The sequence below is a fragment of the Bacillus sp. JJ1532 genome (genome assembly GCF_036965085.1).
Taxonomy (GTDB): Bacteria; Bacillota; Bacilli; order Bacillales; family Cytobacillaceae; genus Cytobacillus.
On the sequence record NZ_JBALOW010000044.1, the window covers coordinates 44639 to 65390 of the forward strand.

Sequence of the window (20752 nt, forward strand, 5' to 3'; positions counted from 1 at the left end):
CATGGATAAATCTATTATTATCGCTCTTGATTTTGCTGGTAAAAATGAAGTCTTCCGATTCCTCGAGAATTTTGGAGATGAGAAGTTATTTTTAAAGGTTGGAATGGAACTGTATTATCAAGAGGGGCCAGGCATCGTTCATGATTTGAAGGCACAAGGCCACGATGTTTTTCTAGATTTAAAGCTTCATGATATTCCAAATACAGTGAGAAGTGCGATGAAAGGACTTGCTAGGCTTGGGTGTGACCTCGTTAATGTACATGCTGCAGGCGGGAAAGAAATGATGGAAGCAGCTCTTGAAGGTTTAGATGCTGGAACCGGAACTGGACAGGCTAGACCTGCTTGTATTGCAGTTACTCAATTAACAAGCACATCAGAGGAGCAAATGAAGAAAGAACAGTTAATCAATGTTTCTTTAGAAGAGTCTGTTCTTCATTATGCATCACTTGCTAAGCAAGCGGGTATGGATGGTGTCGTATGTTCTACTTTCGAGGCTAGCCCGATTACTCAAGTATTAGGGAATTCATTTTTAACTGTGACACCTGGCATTCGTTTAAAGTCAGACGATGTACAGGATCAAAAGCGGGTAGCCACTCCTGAATTTGCAAAATCAGAAGGTGTTTCGGCGATAGTTGTTGGCCGTTCAATTACTAAATCAGAAAATCCGCTGGAGAAATATTTCATGTTCAAACAATCGTGGGAGGGTGTTCACCAATGAATCGCAAAATAGCAGAAAGCCTACTTGAAATTAAAGCTGTCGCATTAAAGCCAAACGATCCTTTTACATGGTCATCAGGTCTCCGTGCGCCAATTTACTGTGATAATCGCCTTACATTATCCTACCCTACCGTCCGTAAAGAAATTGCTAATGGGCTAAAGGAAACGGTTTTAGCGAAGTTTCCAGATGCAGAACTTATTGCAGGTACTGCTACAGCGGGTATTCCGCATGCTGCTTGGGTAAGTGATTTAATGGATCTTCCTATGTGTTATGTACGTTCAAAGCCGAAAGGCCATGGTCAGGGGAATCAGATTGAAGGTAAGGCTGAAGCGGGCCAAAAGGTCGTAGTCGTGGAAGATTTAATTTCTACAGGAGGCAGCGTCATTACCGCTGTTGAGGCACTTAGAAAGGCTGGCTGCATCGTGTTAGGGGTCGTAGCTATTTTCTCTTATCAGCTTCAAAAGGGTAGAGAGCTATTGGAAAATGCTGATATTACTGCTTATACGTTAACTGACTTTGAAACTTTGTCAGAAATTGCAAGAGAAAAAGGTTATATTCAGGAAGAAGATATGAAGAAGCTTTCGGAATGGAGAAATGACCCTGTAGAATGGGGAAAACAAGCATAAATTAATTCAAAAAGGCAAGCACAATTGGCTTGCCTTTTATTAATTTTTTAAAGCGAGAATTGTTTCCTCATCAGGGGTTACATATATCGTTTGCTGATTATCATAGATGACGAACCCAGGCTTTGCACCGCTCGGCTTTTTGACATGCCTGATTTGTGTAAAATCTACAGGAACAGAGCTAGAATTTCGCGCTTTGCTGAAATAGGCTGCAAGGGATGCTGCCTCTAGAATTGTTTTCTCCATTGGTTCCTTGCTTCGTATGACTACATGGGAACCTGGAATATCTTTTGTGTGAAGCCAAATCTCATCTCTTCCTGCCAGCTTATTCGTTAAGTAGTCATTTTGTTTATTATTTTTTCCGACTAATATTTCTGTTCCGTCTGAAGACATATAGCGATCTAGTACAGGCTTTGCATTTTGGACTTTTTTATTTTTTCGCTTCTTTTTATCTTTTATATATTGACCTTCGATAAGTTCTTCGCGGATTTCCTCGATATCCTTCGGTGAAGCCGATTCAACTTGCTGCAGCAATGCTTCAAAATACGCTTGCTCTTTTCTTGCTATCTCAATCTGTTCTTTTACGATACTAATAGCATTTTTCGCTTTCTGGTATTTTGTAAAATACTTTTGAGCATTTTCCGATGGAGTTTTTTGCGGCTCTAACGGAATGGTCACGGTTGCCCCATGTTCATCATAGTAGTTGATGACTTTGATTTCCTTCATTCCTTTTTGAATGGCAAAAATATTAGCTGTAACTAATTCGCCATACAGCTGATGAATATCCGCATTTTCTGCTTCCTTTAAAGTAGCTAAAAGCTTATCAAATTTCTTCTCATTTTTTTCTTTTTCGTTCATGATAAAACGTTCAAGATCATGTGCTTGCTGTTTAACACGGTCACGTTCAGCCTTGCCAAAATAAAAGCGATCAAGCATTTCGCTTAGTGTTTGAAACTCCCTGGCCTTTCCTTGTAAATAAGTCAATGGAAAAAGATAATAGCTCTCTTTCTCACCACCCATTGTTATAGCGGGCTGTATTTGCTGTTTCTTCACTTTTTGCAAAATCGCTAAAAACGTCTTCGGCAAAGTTGCCCGATTAGCTAGTCCTGCCTGAAAGATGACTTCCTTTGCGAAAAGTGGAGATATTCCAGCAAAGCTTGAGACAAGCTGCTTATCAAGCTTCCCGCTATTAAAATCCAATTGCCTCACCACTTCAGTTTCGTCTGCTTCAAATGGATTTAATTTATTCTGACTTGGCGGCAATATGTATTCGTGTCCAGGCAATATGGCCCTATGTGAATTAACGGCAAATGAAACATGCTTAATACTATCTAGAATCATATTTCTCGTTTTATCGACTAATGTAATATTGCTATGCCGGCCCATAATTTCCACAATTAATTGTTTATAGGACGTATCCCCGATTTCGTTCCGCCCTTTTACTTCAAAAATCATAATCCGATCTAAATCCACCTGCTTAATATCTTCAAGAAAATACCCTTCTAAATGTTTTCTTAGGAGCATACAAAACATTGGAGGCTCAGCAGGGTTGTCATGAGTTTCATTTGTCAGCTGCACCCTTGCATAGCTTGGGTGAGCAGATAGGAGGAGTTTATGATTTTTTCCGTTGGCTCTTACTACTAAAATAATTTCATTTTTATAAGGCTGATGAATTTTATTAATTCTTCCGCCTTTTAATTCACGGGTCAATTCTTCAGTCATGGCCCTAGTAAATAAACCGTCAAATGACATAAGGGAACATCCTCTTCTTATTTAATATCTTCTTACACTTGCCGTAATAAGGTGGCAGCAATATTAGTGCTTAACGGACAACAGGACCGTTATTTGAGGAAAAGGGTGTTAATTTCTGATGTTTACAGACATACGTTCCGTTAATATGTAAAAAAGCATCGATTTCCTTGTGTTTTTTCAAAAATAGCGTCCTCTGTGTCCGTTTAGCCTTAAATTTAGATTATTTAATAGAAATAACGGATTCAATGTCCGTTTGTTTCTTCACCACATTTGTTTTTATCCTGCTCTCCTAAATATAATAGCATTTTTTTGGACGAGTCTGAATAAGCTTTCTTTAGACAAGACTGTTTTCGGGGTGATGTTTGCTAATTAAAAGGGGTGGTAGGTCCGAATGCTGTCACTTTAAAGGCATCTTTTCATAATAAAGGTCATAACTCTAGTTTGTACAAATATTTGCTTTTTTCTACAAGAAGCTAGAAAAGCGAGGCGACTGTTCAGCCCCGACAAGCATAAGGCAATCTTTCATGAAGGTTGTATTTTAACCTTTATGGAAGATTGACTTATGACCTCGAGGGGCTAGGAGCCGCAGCTAGACAATAAGGAGGAAGTGTGATGTTCGGATGAGATTTCATGAAATGAATGAAACAGAAGTTGAGCAGGCCCTTAATTCTGATAAGAAAGCCGGTTTAACTAAAGACGATGTAAAAAACCGAAGAAAACAATTTGGCTATAATGAACTGGAAGAAGGAGAAAAACAGTCTGCCCTACTTTTGTTTTTTAGTCAATTTAAGGATTTCATGGTCCTTGTTTTACTAGCAGCGACACTTGTTTCGGGACTCCTTGGTGAATACATAGATGCTGTCGCCATTATTGCTATCGTAATAATAAATGGTTTGCTTGGATTTTTTCAAGAAAGAAAAGCGGAAAAATCATTAGCCGCATTAAAAGAGCTTTCGGCGCCTCAGGTGAGTGTTTTAAGAGATGGGGAATGGATGAAGATTCCCACAAAGGAAATTGTCGTTGGAGATATTATTAAGTTTTCAAGTGGAGATCGAATCGGGGCAGATGTAAGATTAATAGAATCCAATAGCCTTGAAGTGGAAGAATCTGCACTCACTGGCGAATCGTTGCCGGTTTCGAAAACAATAGGCTCTATTAAAGCAGCAAATCTTGGAATTGGCGACATGGAAAACATGGCGTTTATGGGCACATTAGTTACACGCGGAAGCGGAGTAGGGCTAGTCGTTGCAATCGGGATGAAAACAGCTATGGGGCAAATTGCTGATTTGCTGCAAAAGGCTGAAACAATGACTACTCCATTGCAGCGCAGGCTTGAGCAGCTTGGGAAAATTCTCATCACGGTGGCCCTATTACTAACTGTTCTTGTAGTAGTTGTCGGGGTTTTACAAGGGCATGATCTTTATACGATGTTCCTTGCTGGAGTTTCATTGGCTGTTGCGGCAATTCCAGAAGGGCTTCCAGCCATTGTAACGGTTGCCTTATCCCTCGGTGTCCAAAGAATGATTAAGCAGAAGGCTATCGTAAGGAAGCTTCCAGCAGTTGAAACGCTAGGTTGTGCTTCGGTAATCTGTTCAGATAAAACAGGAACAATGACGCAAAACAAAATGACCGTTACTCATCTTTGGAGCGGCGGCAACGTATGGGGTGTTGATGGCGTTGGCTATGAACCTCAAGGGAAGTTCTATCGAAATGACAAGCAAATAGAAATAAAGAATGAAAAGTCACTTCAGCAATTGCTTATGTTCGGTATGCTCTGCAATCATGCAGAAATTAAACAAAAAGGTAATGAATATGTTATCGATGGAGATCCAACAGAAGGTGCTTTGCTCGTTGCGGCTATGAAGGCAGGTTACAGCCGTAACACTTTATTAAGCCAATATCAAATAATGAAGGAATTCCCGTTTGATTCTTCCAGAAAAATGATGAGCATCATCGTAAAGGATCATAAGGGCAGGCAATTTATTGTCACAAAAGGTGCACCCGATGTGTTAGCTGGAATATCCAGAAGTGTACTTTGGGACGGAAAACGCCAGCTTATGTCTCGTGAAGTTTCTAATAAAATTCAAGAAGCAATTGAAAGCTTAGCCTCTCAAGCCTTAAGAACAATTGCGATTGGATTTAAAGAAATTCCTGAAAATACAATTATTTTACATGAAAAAGAGGCAGAAAGAGATCTTACTTTTATAGGGCTTCATGGCATGATTGACCCTCCAAGACCAGAAGTAAAGGATGCTGTTAAGGAGTGCAGGGACGCAGGCATTAAAACCGTCATGATTACCGGTGATCATGTAATTACCGCAAAAGCAATAGCAAGTCAGCTTGGTATTTTTACAAACAACTCAAAGGTTTTAGATGGTAATGCGCTTTCAGAAATGGATGTTCATGAATTAGAAGAAGTAGTAGATGATGTTTCTGTTTTTGCCAGAGTTTCGCCAGAGCATAAATTGAAAATTGTCAAGGCTCTGCAGAACAGAGGACATATTGTGGCCATGACAGGTGATGGCGTTAATGATGCACCGGCCATTAAAGCTGCGGATATTGGGGTAGCAATGGGGATAACAGGGACAGACGTGGCCAAGGAAGCATCCGCGTTAGTTCTGCTTGATGATAATTTTGCTACGATAAAAGCAGCTATAAAAGAAGGCAGAAATATTTACGAGAATATTAGAAAGTTTATCCGATATTTGCTAGCTTCCAATGTTGGTGAAATTCTTGTTATGCTTTTTGCTATGCTGCTAGGTTACCCCCTTCCTTTAGTGCCTATTCAAATTCTTTGGGTAAATCTTGTAACGGACGGCTTACCTGCAATGGCTTTAGGTTTAGATCAGCCTGAAGATGATGTGATGAAACGGAAGCCAAGAAATCCTAGAGAGGGAGTATTTGCTAGGGGACTTGGCTGGAAAGTAGTATCACGAGGCTTTTTGATTGGGGTTGTAACTTTAATTGCCTTCATCATCGTATACAATAAAAATCCAGATGAACTCGCATACGCACAAACGATTGCCTTTTCCACCCTAGTAATGGCTCAGTTAATTCACGTATTTGATTGCCGCAGTGAGAAATCTGTTTTTGCAAGAAATCCGTTTGGCAACAAATATTTAGTTTGGGCAGTTATTTCATCCTTGGCTTTATTGTTCGTTGTCATTTACTATCCGCCTTTACAGCCAATTTTCCATACAGTTCCAGTAGTAATGAAGGATTGGTTTATGATTACTGGGCTTGCTGCTTTACCAACATTTTTATTAGCTGGTTCTTTTTTGGCAAGAAAAAGAAAATAAGATATGGTATAATCCAAAAGGTAATAGAGCATTTACTATTGCCTTTTTTGCTTGTATTCAAATTTTTAAATACATTTTTCTTTCCTTATGGTAAAATACGAACTAAATGTTTAATTATTTTTGTAATCCATAGATCAGGGCGTGTTTAATTATGGTTATAAGTATGACTGGTTTTGGCAGAGGGAAGAAGGTTGAGGGTTCTTTTACTGCCATAGTTGAAGTTAAAACGGTAAATCATCGATTTGCTGAATACCAAATTAGAATGCCGAAACAGCTTCTTTATCTGGAAGATAAAATTAAGAAAAAAATTAGTGAATATGTCCAAAGAGGCAGAATTGAAGTTTATATTACGATTGAGGGACAGAGCCTTTCAAGTCGGCATGTTCAAATAGATTGGGCATTATTAGACGAATATGTTAAATACATAACGGATATTAAAAACAAATATTCAATTGAAACTGAAATTACGCTTCAAGATGTAACGAGGGAAGAGCTTATTTTAATTGTAGATAAAGAAACGAATAATGAAAATGTAGAATGTTTGTTGCTTGCGGCTGTTGAAGAGGCGTGTCAACAATTATGGCAAATGCGTAAATTAGAGGGTGTAGAGCTCGAAAAGGATCTAAACTTTAATCTTAGTAAATTAAATGAGCGGCTTTCTGAACTAAAGGAGCAAGCCCCGAAAGTAATACAGCAATATCAAGAGAAACTAGCCAAGCGGATGTCTGATTTTTTGAATGGGCAAGTGGATGAAACACGACTGTTAACGGAAGTAGCTGTTTTCGCCGATAAGTCAGATATTAACGAGGAAGTCACTCGTCTTTATAGTCATATCAATCAGTTTTTGCAAACTTTGCAAGCGAATGAACCGATTGGAAGAAAATTAGATTTCATCCTTCAGGAGATGAACCGTGAAGTTAATACAATCGGTTCGAAAGGAAATGATTCTTCTATTGCTTTTTTTGTAGTAGAGATGAAAAGCCTGCTGGAGAAAATGAAGGAACAGGTCCAAAATATTGAATGACTGTTTAGAAAAAGGCTCGCGGGGCCAAAATATATAACTGATACTTGGAGGAACCTGATGGCGATTAAATTAATTAATATTGGCTTTGGCAATATTGTTTCAGCCAATCGTATTATCTCTATAGTAAGTCCCGAATCTGCACCGATAAAAAGAATCATACAAGATGCTCGTGATCGCGGTTCTTTAATAGATGCAACCTATGGCAGGCGGACGAGGGCAGTTATTGTTATGGATAGTGACCACGTCATTCTCTCAGCAGTTCAGCCAGAAACTGTCGCCCACCGCTTAGATGACAGAGATGATACTATTGATGAAGGGTAGGATTGAATAATGAAGGAAAAAGGTTTATTGATTGTTTTGTCCGGCCCTTCCGGTGTAGGGAAGGGCACTGTTCGGAAAGAGATCTTTTCGCAGCCGGATACCGCTTTTGAATACTCCATTTCAATGACAACAAGGTCTCCTAGAGAAGGCGAGATTGATGGAATTGACTATTTCTTCAAATCCCGTGAAGAATTTGAAGCCTTAATTGAACAAGAAAAACTTCTGGAGTATGCTGAATTCGTTGGGAATTATTATGGTACGCCTGTAGATTATGTGCAAGAGACATTGGAAAAGGGAAAGGATGTTTTCCTAGAAATTGAAGTACAGGGTGCTCGCCAAGTGCGGAAAAAATTCCCAGATGGCTTATTCATTTTTCTTGTTCCGCCAAGCCTATCGGAATTAAAAAACAGAATTGTCACAAGAGGAACAGAAACTGAAGATATTATTAACAACCGGATGACGGTTGCAAAAGAAGAAATTGAAATGATGAACTTGTATGATTATGTCGTTGAAAATGACCAAATTGAGCTTGCATGTGAAAGAATTAAAGCAATTGTAGTTGCTGAACATTGCCGAAGAGAACGTGTTGAGCCACGATATATTAAAATGCTGGAGGTTGAATAATATATGCTATATCCTTCTATTGATTCATTAATGACAAAAATTGATTCTAAATATTCACTTGTATCTGTAGCTGCAAAGCGTGCCCGCATGATGCAAGTAAATGCAAAGCCGCAGCTTGATAAATATGTATCACACAAAAATGTTGGCAAAGCATTAGAGGAAATCAATGCGGATCAGCTTCACTACCGTCTTGCAAAAAAGCAAAAGGATGAAGCTTACGAATAGTACCTGATAAAAATAACAACCGTAACTGGTTGTTATTTTTATTTCTTAACTAAATTGTATAGGTAAAAAGTAAGGTAAAACTTGATTAAAAGATGAAAAAAAAAGGCACTTCTTGCATAATAAAGGTAGAACTTGTTGGTGGATGGAGGTCCAATTATGCTCATCGGAAAAAAAATTCTTTTATGCGTTACAGGTGGCATTGCCGTTTATAAGGCTGCTGCCCTGACTAGTAAACTAACTCAGGCTGGTGCGGATGTAAAGGTTGTTCTAAGTAAATCAGCTGAAAAATTTGTAACCCCCTTAACATTTCAAGCTTTATCTCGAAATGATGTTTATACAGATACATTTGATGAAAAGAATTCTGAAGTAATTGCCCATATCGATCTAGCTGATTGGGCTGATTTAATATTAATTGCACCTGCTACAGCAAATATAATTGGAAAGCTGGCAAACGGGATTGCAGATGATATGATTACGACTACACTGCTTGCTGCTACTGCTCCTGTTTGGGTTGCCCCTGCTATGAATGTCCATATGTACAATCACCCAGCAGTTCAGAAAAACATTAACACGCTTCACAGCTTCGGTTATAGGTTTATCGAGCCGGGAGAAGGATACCTTGCGTGCGGATATGTAGGGAAAGGGAGATTGGAGGAGCCAGAGAAAATAACAGAACTGATTGGGGACCATTTTCGAACAAACCATATAAATCTATCAGGATCAAAGCTTGTCATTACAGCTGGTCCTACTAGGGAAAAAATTGACCCGGTCAGATATATTACCAATCATTCATCAGGAAAAATGGGATATGCGATTGCTGAGGAGGCTGCTAAGACTGGCGCAAATGTTGTGCTCATCTCAGGTCCTGTTTCACTCCAGGCACCAGCGGGTGTAAATGTAATAAAGGTAGAGAGCGCTGAAGAAATGTATGAAGCAGTAATATCCCAATACGAAAATGCAGATATCGTAATAAAAACTGCTGCAGTTGCAGACTATCGTCCGAAAATAACGTATGATCATAAGGTGAAAAAACAGCCAGGAGAACAAAGCATAGAGCTTGAGAGAACTAAGGATATTCTTTTTGAACTTGGCAAAGCAAAAAAACATCAAATTTTGATTGGGTTTGCTGCAGAAACAGATCATGTAGCAGAGTACGCCCGTGAAAAGCTCAAGAAAAAAAATGCAGATATGATTGTCGGAAATAATGTAAAAACCGAAGGAGCAGGCTTTGGAACAGACACGAATATTGTGACGTTATTTAAACGGGATGGCACGTTAGAAGAGCTCCCTCTTATGTCAAAGCATGAGGTTGCAGCAAAAATACTCCATGAAGCTTCTTTATTATTAAGGAATGAACATAAATGAACATTGCCAGTGTAATCGTTGATGTACCGGCAAGACAAACGGACAGGGCTTTTGATTATTTAATCCCGGATCATTTAATAGATGTTATACAAATTGGTATGAGGGTGATTGTTCCTTTTGGGCCGAGAAAAATTCAAGGCTTTGTGACAGACATAAAAGCTGAATCTGTTTTCAAGCAATTAAAAAAGCTAATAGAACCAATGGATTTAACTCCTGTATTGAATCAGGAACTCCTAACTCTTGGCGATTGGTTAACGGAAACAACACTCTGTTATAAAATTTCAGCCTACCAAGTCATGCTGCCTGCAGCTTTAAAAGCTAAATATGAAAAAAAACTTAAACTAATAGAAGCTAACAACCCGGTTGAATTGCCTACTCAAGTTATGGAGGTTTTTTCGAGTCGGGACATAATTTCTTGGCAGGAAGCAATTGAGAAGGGCTATTTATCTATGCTGCAGAAAGAGGTAACGAAAGGGACAGTTGAAATTTTATACGAAGTAAAGGAACGAGTAAGAAAGAAAAAGCTTAAGGCGATTTATACAAATTTAAGTAAGGAAGAGCTATATGCTGAAATAGAAAGCTTGCCGACTCAAGCCACTAAACAAAAGCATGTGCTGGACTTTTTTTTACACACTGAGGAGAAAATGATTGAACTTCGTGAGCTTCTCGTGAAGCTTCGGATTACCTCGTCTGTTGTGAATGGATTAATCCACAAAGGGATATTACGGCAAAAGGAATTAGAAGTATACAGAGATCCTTATGGGGAACGAACTTTTGCAAGAACGGAACCACTGCCATTATCATCGGACCAAGAAAATGCGATTAAGCCAATCTTATCAACTATTGAAATAGAAAGCCACCAAACTTTTTTATTATATGGTGTAACCGGGAGCGGCAAAACGGAAGTTTATCTTCAATCCATTCAAACGGTACTTGAGAAGGGAAAAGAAGCCATTGTCCTTGTTCCCGAAATTTCACTAACCCCGCAAATGGTCAAAAGATTTAAGGGGAGATTCGGGGACCAAGTAGCAGTTCTTCATAGCGGTCTTTCAACCGGAGAAAAATATGATGAATGGAGAAAAATTCAAAGACAGGAAGTAAAGGTTGTAGTCGGTGCCAGATCAGCCATTTTCGCTCCTTTCCAAAATCTCGGAATTATCATAATTGATGAGGAGCATGAGACAAGCTATAAACAAGAGGAAAACCCAAGGTATCATGCTCGCGATGTGGCGATCCATAGAGCAGCTACCCATAAATGTCCTGTTGTCTTAGGAAGTGCGACCCCTTCACTCGAGTCATTTGCTAGGGCGCAAAAAGGAGTTTACAAGCTTTTATCGATGCCGAAGAGAATGAATAATCAAGCTTTGCCTGAAGTAGCTATCATCGATATGAGGGAAGAATTGAGAGCTGGAAACCGCTCGATGTTTTCTCAAATGCTTCTTGAAAAAATAAAAGATCGATTAGAAAAAAAAGAACAAATTGTTTTATTTTTAAATAAAAGAGGCCACTCCTCTTTTGTCATGTGCAGAGATTGCGGGTTTGTTGTTAACTGCCCTAATTGCGATATATCACTAACCTATCATCGATTCAATCAGCAAATGAAATGTCATTATTGCGGCTACGAAGCAACAGTTCCAAATAACTGCCCTGAATGCCAGAGTGAGCATATTCGTTATTTTGGAACTGGAACGCAGAAAGTCGAGGAGGAACTGGCGAAGATTCTTCCTGAAGCGACCGTCATTCGTATGGATGTTGATACAACAAGTAAAAAGGGTGCCCATGAAAAACTGCTGGATCAATTCCAGGCCGGGCATGCTGATATCCTTCTTGGAACACAAATGATTGCGAAAGGATTGGATTTTCCAAACATAACCTTAGTTGGGGTATTATCCGCTGATACTATGCTCCACCTCCCGGATTTCAGATCGTCAGAGAAAACCTTTCAGCTGCTGACTCAAGTTAGTGGACGTGCAGGAAGACATGAGCTTGAAGGAGAGGTTGTCATTCAGACGTATACCCCAGAGCATTATAGCGTCGAATTAGCAGGTGAACAGGATTATGCTCGTTTTTATGATAAAGAAATGATGATAAGGAAAATCCATAAATATCCGCCGTTCTACTATATATCCTTAGTTACAGTTAGTCATGAGGAATTACTGAAGGCAGTGTCGGTTACAGAAAAAATCACAGCCTTTATTCGCTCCAAGCTATCCAATGAAGCAATATGTCTTGGCCCTGTTGCTTCTCCAATTCCTAGGATTAATAATAGATATAGGTACCAATGTTTGATAAAATACAAGCGGGAACCAGCTCTAGGCGAGTCTCTCAAAAAAATGCTTGATCACTATCAACAGGAGATTCATTCGGGCGGACTGCAAATTTCCGTAGATCTAAATCCATATATATTAATGTAGTAAAATTGGCGAAAAGATTTAGATAAATTTAGTTATGAATCATGTAAAAATAGTTGAAAATAGGTAAATAAGAAGACATTGGAGGAACTAGATTGTCAGTCAGAAAAATCGTCACTTATCCTTCTGAAATATTAGAGGTACAGTGTAAACCAGTTAAGTTTTTTGATAAAAAACTCGTAAAAATATTAAATGACATGTATGATACGATGATTGAATTTGACGGAGTTGGACTAGCTGCCCCACAAATTGGTCTTGATCAGCAAATTGCGATTGTTGATATTGATGATGATAGCGGCACAATCGAAATGATCAATCCGGAAATACTAGAAATAAAAGGAGAACAGATTGGGCCAGAAGGCTGCTTGAGTTTTCCAGGGTTATATGGAGAAGTAAATAGACCTGCCTATGTGAAAATCAAAGCACAAGATCGGAAAGGGAAATTTTATACACTTGAAGCAGAAGATTTCTTGGCGAGAGCGATTTTACACGAAATTGATCATCTTCAAGGAATTTTATTTACTTCCAAAGTAATTAGATACCTTGAAGAATCTGAGCTGGAAGGAGCGGAGTAATATGACAAAAATTGTTTTTATGGGAACACCAGATTTCTCTGTTCCTGTCCTGCAGCAAATTATAAAAGACGGGTTTGAGGTTATAGGAGTTGTTACACAGCCTGACCGTCCTGTAGGGAGAAAAAGGGTATTAACACCCCCACCAGTAAAGGTAGAGGCAGAAAAACATGGAATCCCTGTTTATCAGCCGGAAAAAATCAGAGAAAAAGCTGAGCTAGACAAAATCTTAGCATTGAATCCTGATTTAATTGTAACTGCCGCTTTTGGGCAAATTTTACCTAAGGAGTTATTAGACGCTCCTAAATTCGGATGTATTAATGTTCATGCATCTTTGCTTCCAGAATTAAGAGGAGGTGCACCTATCCACTATTCTATTATTCAAGGGAAGAAAAAGACAGGCATTACAATAATGTATATGGCCGAAAAGCTTGATGCCGGGGATATATTAACCCAGGTAGAGGTGCCAATTACGGATACTGATACAGTTGGTACGCTGCACGATAAGCTTAGTGTGGCAGGTTCTGATCTTTTATCCGACACTTTGCCTAAGCTGATCAAAGGGGAATTACAGCCTATCCCTCAAAATGACGCTAATGCTACCTTCGTTTCAAATATAAAAAGAGAGCAGGAAAAAATTGATTGGACAAAAACAGGTGAGGAAATTTATAACCATATACGCGGGTTAAATCCTTGGCCTGTTGCTTACACCACATTAAACGATGCTGTCATAAAAGTTTGGTGGGCTGAAAAGGTTCATGGGGATTCAAATCAGCCACCAGGGACCATTATAAGATATAAGGATCATGATCTAGTTATTGCAACTGGTAATGAGACCGCCATTAAAATTATCGAACTTCAGCCAGCAGGAAAGAAAAAAATGACTGCGGAGCAATTTTTACGAGGTGCTGGGTCACAAGTCACGACTGGTGATCGTTTAGGAGTTGAACAATGAAAAAGAAAAACGTCCGCGAAACCGCAATGGACTTGTTAGAGACTATTGAAAAAAATCAGTCTTACAGCAATTTGCTTCTAAATAATTTTATTAACAAGAACCAAATTAGCTCAAAGGATATTGGCTTGCTAACCGAATTGACCTACGGTACTTTGCAGAGAAGAATGAGTCTTGATTTCTTTTTAAAGCCCTTTCTTAAAGGTAATAAAAAGGTTGAGAGCTGGGTAGTTCAATTACTGCGACTTACTTTATATCAAATGATTTATTTAGATAAGATTCCGGACCGGGCAGCGATCTTTGAAGCAGTTGAAATTGCAAAAAATCGTGGCCATAAAGGAATTTCTGGAATGGTTAATGGAATTCTTCGCAATATTCAAAGGTCGGGCTTGCCTTCCTTAGAAACAATCGAGGATCCGATTGAAAGACTTTCTATCGAAACAAGTCACCCATATTGGCTTGTGAATAGATGGGTAGATCAGCTAGGTTATGAAAAGACAAAAGAAATGTGTGAACTTAATTTAACAGCTCCATTACAAACGGCAAGGGTCAATCTAACTAGAACGACAGTAGAAGATTGCATCAAGCTACTAGAACAAGAAGGGTATCAGATTGAACAAAGCCCTGTAATTCCTGAAGCTATCAAATGTTACCGCGGTAACATTGCTCATTCACAAATCTTTAAGGATGGGCTGATCACGATTCAAGATGAAAGTTCGATGCTTGCTGCATATGCATTAGGTATTTCTGAAAATGAACGGATATTGGATGCGTGTGCGGCTCCCGGAGGAAAATCTACTCATATAGCAGAGAGGCTTTCTAACACTGGTCAAGTTATTTCTCTTGATTTACATGATCATAAAGTAAGATTAATTCAGGAAAATGCAACAAGACTTAAATTAACCAATATAACGGCAACTTCCCTTGACAGCAGAAAGGTTCAAGGTCATTTTGAACAAGCATCTTTTGATCAAATATTATTAGATGCCCCTTGCTCAGGTCTAGGGGTGATGAGAAGAAAGCCCGATATGAAGTATACGAAAAAAGAAGAAGATATTTTCCAATTGGCAGCCGTGCAAAAAAACTTATTAGCTGCCGTTTCTCCTTTATTGAAAAAAGGTGGTAATCTAGTTTATAGTACTTGTACGGTTGATCTTGAAGAGAATGAGAAAGTTGTTGAAGCTTTTTTAAATGAAAACGAAGAATTTGAAGGTGATCTATCGATGAAGGAACGGATGCCTGAGGCCATACGACCATTTGTAAATGGGTATCAGCTTCAAATTTTACCGCAACATATTGGATCTGATGGCTTTTATATAGCCTGTCTAAGAAAGAAGGTATAATGAATGGAACAAGCAACTGAGAAAAAAGTAACAACTGAACAAAAACCGTCCATTTATTCTTTACAGCTGCATGAGTTAAAAGCCTGGCTAGCAGAAATGAATGAAAAGACGTTTCGTGCCGATCAAATTTTTGATTGGCTCTATACGAAAAGAATTTTAAGCTTTGAGGATATGTCCAATTTATCTAAAGGATTACGGGATAAGCTATCTAATTCCTTTACATTAACGACATTGAAAACCATTATTCAACAGCAATCCTCAGACGGGACGATTAAATTTTTATTTGAACTTCATGATGGGTATTCGATTGAGACCGTTCTTATGAGGCATGAATACGGCAATTCTGTTTGTGTAACAACCCAGGTAGGCTGCAGAATTGGCTGTACATTCTGTGCATCCACTCTAGGGGGATTAAAGCGGAACCTAGAAGCAGGAGAAATCGTTGCTCAAGTCGTAAAAGTACAGCAGGCATTAGATGAAACAGAGGAAAGAGTTAGTTCAATCGTTATAATGGGGATTGGCGAGCCCTTTGATAATTATGATCAAATGCTCTCCTTCTTAAAAATTGTTAATCATGATAAAGGGCTAAATATCGGGGCCCGCCATATTACTGTATCAACAAGTGGAATCATTCCGAAGATTTATCAATTTGCCGACGAAAATCTGCAAATCAATTTCGCACTATCTCTCCATGCACCAAACTCAGAACTTAGAAGCCGACTAATGCCTATTAATCGTGCATATAAGTTGCCAGATTTAATGGAAGCCATCCGTTATTATGTAAATAAAACCGGAAGACGTGTCAGCTTTGAGTACGGTTTATTCGGTGGAGTAAATGACCAGGTGGAGCATGCAGAGGAATTAGCAAGATTAGTAAAAGGAATTAAATGCCATATTAACTTAATTCCAGTTAATTATGTTCCTGAACGGGATTATGTCAGAACACCGAAGGAACAAATTTTTAAATTTGAAAAGACATTAAAAAATCATGGTGTAAATGTAACGATTCGCAGAGAGCAAGGTCATGATATTGATGCAGCATGTGGACAACTTCGTGCGAAGGAGCGAAAAGAGGAGACGAGGTGACAAGATGAAAGCTGTTTTTAAGACAGACCGAGGCAGAATTCGTCAGCATAATGAGGATAATGGTGGAATATTTTTAAACCGCAGCGGCCAGCGCCTTGCCATTGTAGCAGATGGCATGGGCGGTCATCGTGCGGGAGATGTTGCAAGTGAAATGGCTTTAACGAATTTGCAGAAGCTATGGGGAGAAACAGAATCGATCAGGACAGCAGATGAAGCGGAAGAATGGTTAAGGATCAGTATTGAAAAGGGCAATACTGTCCTCTTCGAACATTCAAGAAATACTAAAGAATGTGAAGGGATGGGGACAACGCTTGTTGCCGCCATTTGTACAAAACATTTTGCTACCATTGCTAATATTGGGGATAGCCGTTGCTATATTCTAAATGAAAATGGTTTTCAGCAGCTAACAGACGACCATTCACTCGTAAATGAATTAGTCCGTTCTGGACAAATTTCAAAAGAGGATGCAGAGCATCACCCGATGAAAAATGTTGTATTAAGAGCGCTTGGAACAGAAGAAACTGTAGATATGGATTTTAAGACAATCATTTTTGAGGAGGATGACCTTTTGCTTTTATGCTCAGACGGTCTCTCCAATAAGGTGACGGAGAAAGAAATGATTCATATACTTACGGATAGTCAAGGATTGGAAGAAAAGGCTGCTGCTCTTATTGATTTAGCTAATAATCATGGCGGCGAGGATAATATTACATTGGCCATTGTTGAATTTTTTGATAATGAGTCTGGTGAACGTCTATGATGATTGGAAAAAGAATTAGCGGAAGGTATAAGATTCTTGAGGTCATCGGCGGAGGCGGTATGGCTAATGTATATTTAGCTCATGATATGATTCTTGACCGTGATGTGGCAGTTAAGATGCTTCGCCTTGATTTTGCTAATGATGAGGAGTTCATTCGTCGTTTTCACCGAGAAGCTCAATCGGCAACAAGTCTTGCTCACCCTAATATCGTTAGTATCTTCGATGTCGGTGAAGAGGATTCTCTTTATTATATTGTCATGGAATATGTCGATGGACAAACATTGAAACAATACATACTGCAAAACAGTCCTGTCCGTGTTGAAAAAGTAATTGAGATTATGAAGCAGCTGACCTCTGCCATTGCTCATGCTCATCAAAATCATATTATACATCGAGATATTAAACCTCATAATATATTAATAGACCAGTACGGAAATGTAAAAATTACAGATTTCGGCATCGCTATGGCTTTAAGTGCGACAAGCATAACCCAGACGAATTCAGTTCTTGGGTCTGTTCATTATTTATCGCCCGAACAAGCAAGAGGCGGGATGGCAAACCAGAAGTCTGATATTTATTCTCTTGGAATTGTGATGTTTGAGTTGCTGACGGGAAGGCTGCCATTTTCGGGTGAGTCAGCTGTTTCCATTGCTTTAAAGCATTTGCAATCTGAAACACCTTCATTAAGGAGATGGAATCCATCCATACCGCAAAGCCTTGAAAACATTGTATTAAAAGCAACGGCAAAAGATCCATTTCATCGCTATGAAAGTGCGGAAGAAATGGAGGACGATTTAAGCTCAAGCCTTGATCCGGATCGAATAGATGAGGCAATTTTTATGATCCCGGTCGATAATGATGCAACAAAGGCTATTCCTATTATTACAGATGAGCATTCTTTTCCGGCTAGAGATGAGACAGTTGTTCACGGGAAAGCCGTTCACCATGCTGATGATACTAAACCGCAAAAGGAAAAGAAAAAGAAAAAGGAAAAGAAAAAGGAAAAGAAAAAGGAAAAGAAAAAGAAATGGCCAGCAATATTAGTTTCTACTTTTATTGGCCTAATTATTTTAGGAATTTTAGTAGTTTTTGTTCTTCCCGGTTTATTTTCACCAAAGGAAGTGGAAGTTCCAGACTTAACTGGCGATGAAATTGATAAAGCAATTGCTGAGCTGGAAGCGGCAGGATTTCACGTAAATGAACCAATTCGGATAAACGATGAGGAATGGGATGAAGGCCTAGTCATTAGGACTGAACCTAAAGCAGGAAAGACTGTTAAAGAAGGTTCAGATATTGATATTTATGAAAGCTTGGGCAAGGAAAAGTTTGAAATGGCAGATTATACCGATCACTCTTATGATGATGTGTTTAGGTTATTAGGAGTAGAAGATTTTAAATTTATTGATAAAAAGGAAGTATATGATGAGGTCATTCCTTCAGGGAAAATAATCGACCAAAACATCGAAAAAGGTGAATCAGTCATTCCTGAGGAAACGGTACTAGAATTTATCGTAAGTAAGGGACCTACTCCAATAACATTAAAAGATTTAAAAGGGTACAATAAAAAAGGGCTCCAAGAGTATGAGGCAGATTATGGGATAATAATTGAAATAACAGAGGCGTACTCAAATGATGTACAGGAAGGAAATGTTATTTCGCAAGATCCTCCTTCAGGCACGGAGTTATCAAAAGGGAAAAAAGTGAAGGTCGTTATTTCTAAAGGGAAAGAGGAAATACCGCCAAAAATAGTTCGTAAAGATATCATTGTTCCATATGCGCCTTCTGAGGATGGCCATCCACAGGAAGTTCAAATTTATATTGATGACATGGTAAGTGATTTGAATGAACCCGCTTTAACGGAGTACATTACAGAGACTAGGACATTTACACTCGAATTTACGATTGCTGCTGGACAACAAGCAGTTTACCAAGTAAGAAGAGACAATGAGTTAATTGATCAGCAATACGTGCCATTTTCGGAATAATGTTAAAGGTGCTCCTCAAACGAATGTTAAATAAACTTAAGAGTAAGGAGTGTTGCTATGCCTGAGGGCAAAATTATTAAGGCATTAAGCGGTTTTTATTATGTAATAAGTGATAATGAAACTGTCCAATGCCGTGGACGGGGAGTATTTCGGAAGAATAATGTGACTCCTCTTGTCGGTGATGAAGTCGTTTTTCAAGCTGAAAATAATAAAGAAGGCTATATATTAGAAGTAAAAGAGCGGAAAAATGAGCTTGTCAGGCCGCCTATCGCTAATGTAGATCAAGCAATTCTTGTATTTTCAGCAGTTGAACCAAGCTTTAGTACGTCACTGCTAGACCGGTTTCTTGTATTGGTAGAATTTAATCATATTAAACCGATTATTTGTATTACAAAAATGGATTTAACAAATGATGAACAAAACGAGGAAATCCAAACCTATGCGAATGAGTATCGAAATGCTGGTTATCAAGTTTTATTAACTTCTTCTGAAACAGAGGAAGGGATTAAAGAATTGTCACCATTTTTGGATGGCGAAATCTCTGTTTTTGCCGGACAATCAGGAGTAGGAAAATCCTCCTTGCTAAATGCTTTAAGGCCAGATCTTGAATTAAAGACAAATGATATTTCCTCTCATTTAGGCAGGGGGAAACATACTACTAGACATGTTGAATTAATAAGTGTTGGCAACGGTCTAGTTGCCGACACTCCAGGGTTTAGTTCATTGGAGTTTACCGATATTGAGTTGGAAGATTTAAATTTCTGTTTTCCCGAATTTCAGCAGCATAGTGAGGATTGTAAATTCAGAGGATGTCTTCATTTAGCAGAACCAAAATGCGCAGTGAAAATAGCGGTAGATAATCATGAAATTCCACTTTATCGATATGAACACTACAAAACATTTTTGCAGGAAATTAAAGATAGAAAGCCGAGGTACTAATTATGGTGAAAGTTGCACCATCGATATTATCAGCTGATTTTGCCAAACTTGGGGAAGAAATAAAGGATGTAGAAAAAGGGGGAGCAGATTATATCCATGTGGATGTAATGGATGGACACTTTGTTCCAAATATTACGATTGGTCCGCTTATCGTTGAAGCGATAAGACCGGTTACAAAGCTGCCTTTAGACGTCCATTTGATGATTGAAAATCCTGATCAATATATTGAGGCATTTGCGAAAGCGGGAGCGGATTATATTACCGTCCATGTGGAAGCATGCCGACATCTCCATCGGACTATACATTTTATTAAGTCCTTGGGAGTAAAGGCTGGTGTTGTATTAAATCCAGCAACACCGGTAAATACGATTGAGCACATCATCGAGGATGTTGATATGGTCTTGCTTATGACAGTTAACCCTGGCTTTGGCGGTCAAAAATTCATTTCATCTGTTCTTCCAAAAATTACAGAAGTCAAAAGGATGGCAGACGAAAAAGGATTAAACATTGAAATTGAAGTAGATGGCGGAGTAAATGAAGAAACGGCAAAGCTATGTATTGAGGCAGGTGCTAATGTTTTAGTTGCAGGTTCCGCTGTATACAGTCAAAAGGATCGAGCCAAAGCAATTGCAGCAATAAAAGGCAATATGATTCACTAAATTTTCAAGGCTGACTCGAGGGAACAACTCCATTATGGGGTTTTCCCCATAATATGAGTCAGCCTTTTTTCCAATAGCGAGAAAGTGTAAGTTT

18 protein-coding genes are annotated in these 20752 nt (G+C 38.8%); 17 read left to right on the top strand and 1 reads right to left on the bottom strand.

Annotated elements, in window-relative coordinates; genetic code table 11:
• The first annotated feature begins 1 nt into the window (after position 1).
• Together pyrF and pyrE are read left to right on the top strand one after the other, a co-directional pair.
• On the top strand, positions 2–718 hold the full coding sequence (gene pyrF, locus V7122_RS15015) for an orotidine-5'-phosphate decarboxylase (protein WP_335484436.1): 717 nt from the start codon (positions 2–4) through the stop codon (positions 716–718).
• Positions 715–1344: an orotate phosphoribosyltransferase gene (gene pyrE, locus V7122_RS15020; RefSeq protein ID WP_335484434.1), complete on the top strand. Its 630-nt coding sequence runs from the start codon at positions 715–717 to the stop codon at positions 1342–1344. Before pyrF ends, pyrE begins: the two co-directional genes overlap by 4 nt.
• Before the next feature lie 39 nt (positions 1345–1383).
• Here the strand turns inward: pyrE and V7122_RS15025 are convergent, their stop codons facing one another.
• Complete coding sequence (locus V7122_RS15025; RefSeq protein WP_335527410.1) at positions 1384–3093, bottom strand: Rqc2 family fibronectin-binding protein; 1710 nt, start codon at positions 3091–3093, stop codon at positions 1384–1386.
• 620 nt (positions 3094–3713) lie between these two features.
• Here V7122_RS15025 and V7122_RS15030 point away from each other — a divergent pair.
• The 15 genes from V7122_RS15030 to rpe all read left to right on the top strand — a co-directional run bounded on the left by V7122_RS15030 (position 3714) and on the right by rpe (position 20658).
• Entirely contained in the window at positions 3714–6392 is a 2679-nt protein-coding gene (locus V7122_RS15030; RefSeq protein WP_335344147.1) for a calcium-translocating P-type ATPase, SERCA-type, read from the top strand.
• 151 nt (positions 6393–6543) lie between these two features.
• On the top strand, positions 6544–7416 hold the full coding sequence (locus tag V7122_RS15035) for a YicC/YloC family endoribonuclease (protein ID WP_335353342.1): 873 nt from the start codon (positions 6544–6546) through the stop codon (positions 7414–7416).
• A 57-nt stretch (positions 7417–7473) separates the two neighbouring features.
• A complete protein-coding gene (gene remA / locus V7122_RS15040; protein ID WP_315668487.1) occupies positions 7474–7737 on the top strand; it encodes an extracellular matrix/biofilm regulator RemA in 264 nt (87 codons plus the stop codon).
• Positions 7738–7746: 9 nt separating this feature from the next.
• Positions 7747–8361 carry a guanylate kinase gene (gmk, locus tag V7122_RS15045; protein WP_335348177.1) on the top strand — a complete coding sequence of 205 codons (615 nt, stop codon included), beginning with the start codon at positions 7747–7749 and terminating at the stop codon, positions 8359–8361.
• Between the two features lie 3 nt (positions 8362–8364).
• A complete protein-coding gene (rpoZ, locus tag V7122_RS15050) occupies positions 8365–8586 on the top strand; it encodes a DNA-directed RNA polymerase subunit omega (RefSeq protein WP_066289256.1) in 222 nt (73 codons plus the stop codon).
• A 156-nt stretch (positions 8587–8742) separates the two neighbouring features.
• Positions 8743–9951: a bifunctional phosphopantothenoylcysteine decarboxylase/phosphopantothenate--cysteine ligase CoaBC gene (gene coaBC / locus V7122_RS15055; protein WP_335348178.1), complete on the top strand. Its 1209-nt coding sequence runs from the start codon at positions 8743–8745 to the stop codon at positions 9949–9951.
• Positions 9948–12365, top strand: coding sequence for a primosomal protein N' (priA, locus tag V7122_RS15060; protein WP_335484429.1), 2418 nt, complete (start codon positions 9948–9950; stop codon positions 12363–12365). Before coaBC ends, priA begins: the two co-directional genes overlap by 4 nt.
• A 92-nt stretch (positions 12366–12457) precedes the next feature.
• Complete coding sequence (def, locus tag V7122_RS15065) at positions 12458–12937, top strand: peptide deformylase (protein ID WP_335348366.1); 480 nt, start codon at positions 12458–12460, stop codon at positions 12935–12937.
• 1 nt (position 12938) lies between these two features.
• Positions 12939–13889: a methionyl-tRNA formyltransferase gene (fmt, locus tag V7122_RS15070; protein WP_335527412.1), complete on the top strand. Its 951-nt coding sequence runs from the start codon at positions 12939–12941 to the stop codon at positions 13887–13889.
• Positions 13886–15229 (top strand): 16S rRNA (cytosine(967)-C(5))-methyltransferase RsmB, encoded by a 1344-nt coding sequence (rsmB, locus tag V7122_RS15075; protein ID WP_335484425.1) that lies wholly within the window; start codon positions 13886–13888, stop codon positions 15227–15229. Before fmt ends, rsmB begins: the two co-directional genes overlap by 4 nt.
• 3 nt (positions 15230–15232) lie before the next feature.
• A complete protein-coding gene (gene rlmN, locus V7122_RS15080) occupies positions 15233–16315 on the top strand; it encodes a 23S rRNA (adenine(2503)-C(2))-methyltransferase RlmN (RefSeq protein ID WP_335347904.1) in 1083 nt (360 codons plus the stop codon).
• 4 nt (positions 16316–16319) lie between these two features.
• Entirely contained in the window at positions 16320–17075 is a 756-nt protein-coding gene (locus V7122_RS15085) for a Stp1/IreP family PP2C-type Ser/Thr phosphatase (RefSeq protein ID WP_335347905.1), read from the top strand.
• Positions 17072–19060: a Stk1 family PASTA domain-containing Ser/Thr kinase gene (gene pknB, locus V7122_RS15090; RefSeq protein ID WP_335353345.1), complete on the top strand. Its 1989-nt coding sequence runs from the start codon at positions 17072–17074 to the stop codon at positions 19058–19060. The genes V7122_RS15085 and pknB overlap by 4 nt, the downstream gene beginning before the upstream one ends.
• 57 nt (positions 19061–19117) lie before the next feature.
• Complete coding sequence (gene rsgA, locus V7122_RS15095) at positions 19118–19999, top strand: ribosome small subunit-dependent GTPase A (protein WP_335527415.1); 882 nt, start codon at positions 19118–19120, stop codon at positions 19997–19999.
• A 2-nt stretch (positions 20000–20001) separates the two neighbouring features.
• A complete protein-coding gene (rpe, locus tag V7122_RS15100; protein ID WP_335347908.1) occupies positions 20002–20658 on the top strand; it encodes a ribulose-phosphate 3-epimerase in 657 nt (218 codons plus the stop codon).
• Positions 20659–20752: the final 94 nt, after the last annotated feature.

Excerpts from the sequence above, each read along its gene's own strand:
- gmk (WP_335348177.1), top strand. The coding sequence starts at position 7,747 with ATGAAGGAAAAAGGTTTATTGATTGTTTTGTCCGGCCCTTCCGGTGTA.
- coaBC (WP_335348178.1), top strand. The coding sequence starts at position 8,743 with ATGCTCATCGGAAAAAAAATTCTTTTATGCGTTACAGGTGGCATTGCC.
- rpoZ (WP_066289256.1), top strand. The coding sequence starts at position 8,365 with ATGCTATATCCTTCTATTGATTCATTAATGACAAAAATTGATTCTAAA.
- rlmN (WP_335347904.1), top strand. The coding sequence starts at position 15,233 with ATGGAACAAGCAACTGAGAAAAAAGTAACAACTGAACAAAAACCGTCC.
- V7122_RS15030 (WP_335344147.1), top strand. The coding sequence starts at position 3,714 with ATGAGATTTCATGAAATGAATGAAACAGAAGTTGAGCAGGCCCTTAAT.
- pknB (WP_335353345.1), top strand. The coding sequence starts at position 17,072 with ATGATGATTGGAAAAAGAATTAGCGGAAGGTATAAGATTCTTGAGGTC.
- rsgA (WP_335527415.1), top strand. The coding sequence starts at position 19,118 with ATGCCTGAGGGCAAAATTATTAAGGCATTAAGCGGTTTTTATTATGTA.
- V7122_RS15085 (WP_335347905.1), top strand. The coding sequence starts at position 16,320 with ATGAAAGCTGTTTTTAAGACAGACCGAGGCAGAATTCGTCAGCATAAT.
- priA (WP_335484429.1), top strand. The coding sequence starts at position 9,948 with ATGAACATTGCCAGTGTAATCGTTGATGTACCGGCAAGACAAACGGAC.
- pyrF (WP_335484436.1), top strand. The coding sequence starts at position 2 with ATGGATAAATCTATTATTATCGCTCTTGATTTTGCTGGTAAAAATGAA.
- fmt (WP_335527412.1), top strand. The coding sequence starts at position 12,939 with ATGACAAAAATTGTTTTTATGGGAACACCAGATTTCTCTGTTCCTGTC.
- pyrE (WP_335484434.1), top strand. The coding sequence starts at position 715 with ATGAATCGCAAAATAGCAGAAAGCCTACTTGAAATTAAAGCTGTCGCA.
- rpe (WP_335347908.1), top strand. The coding sequence starts at position 20,002 with ATGGTGAAAGTTGCACCATCGATATTATCAGCTGATTTTGCCAAACTT.
- V7122_RS15025 (WP_335527410.1), bottom strand. The coding sequence starts at position 3,093 with ATGTCATTTGACGGTTTATTTACTAGGGCCATGACTGAAGAATTGACC.
- rsmB (WP_335484425.1), top strand. The coding sequence starts at position 13,886 with ATGAAAAAGAAAAACGTCCGCGAAACCGCAATGGACTTGTTAGAGACT.
- V7122_RS15035 (WP_335353342.1), top strand. The coding sequence starts at position 6,544 with ATGGTTATAAGTATGACTGGTTTTGGCAGAGGGAAGAAGGTTGAGGGT.
- remA (WP_315668487.1), top strand. The coding sequence starts at position 7,474 with ATGGCGATTAAATTAATTAATATTGGCTTTGGCAATATTGTTTCAGCC.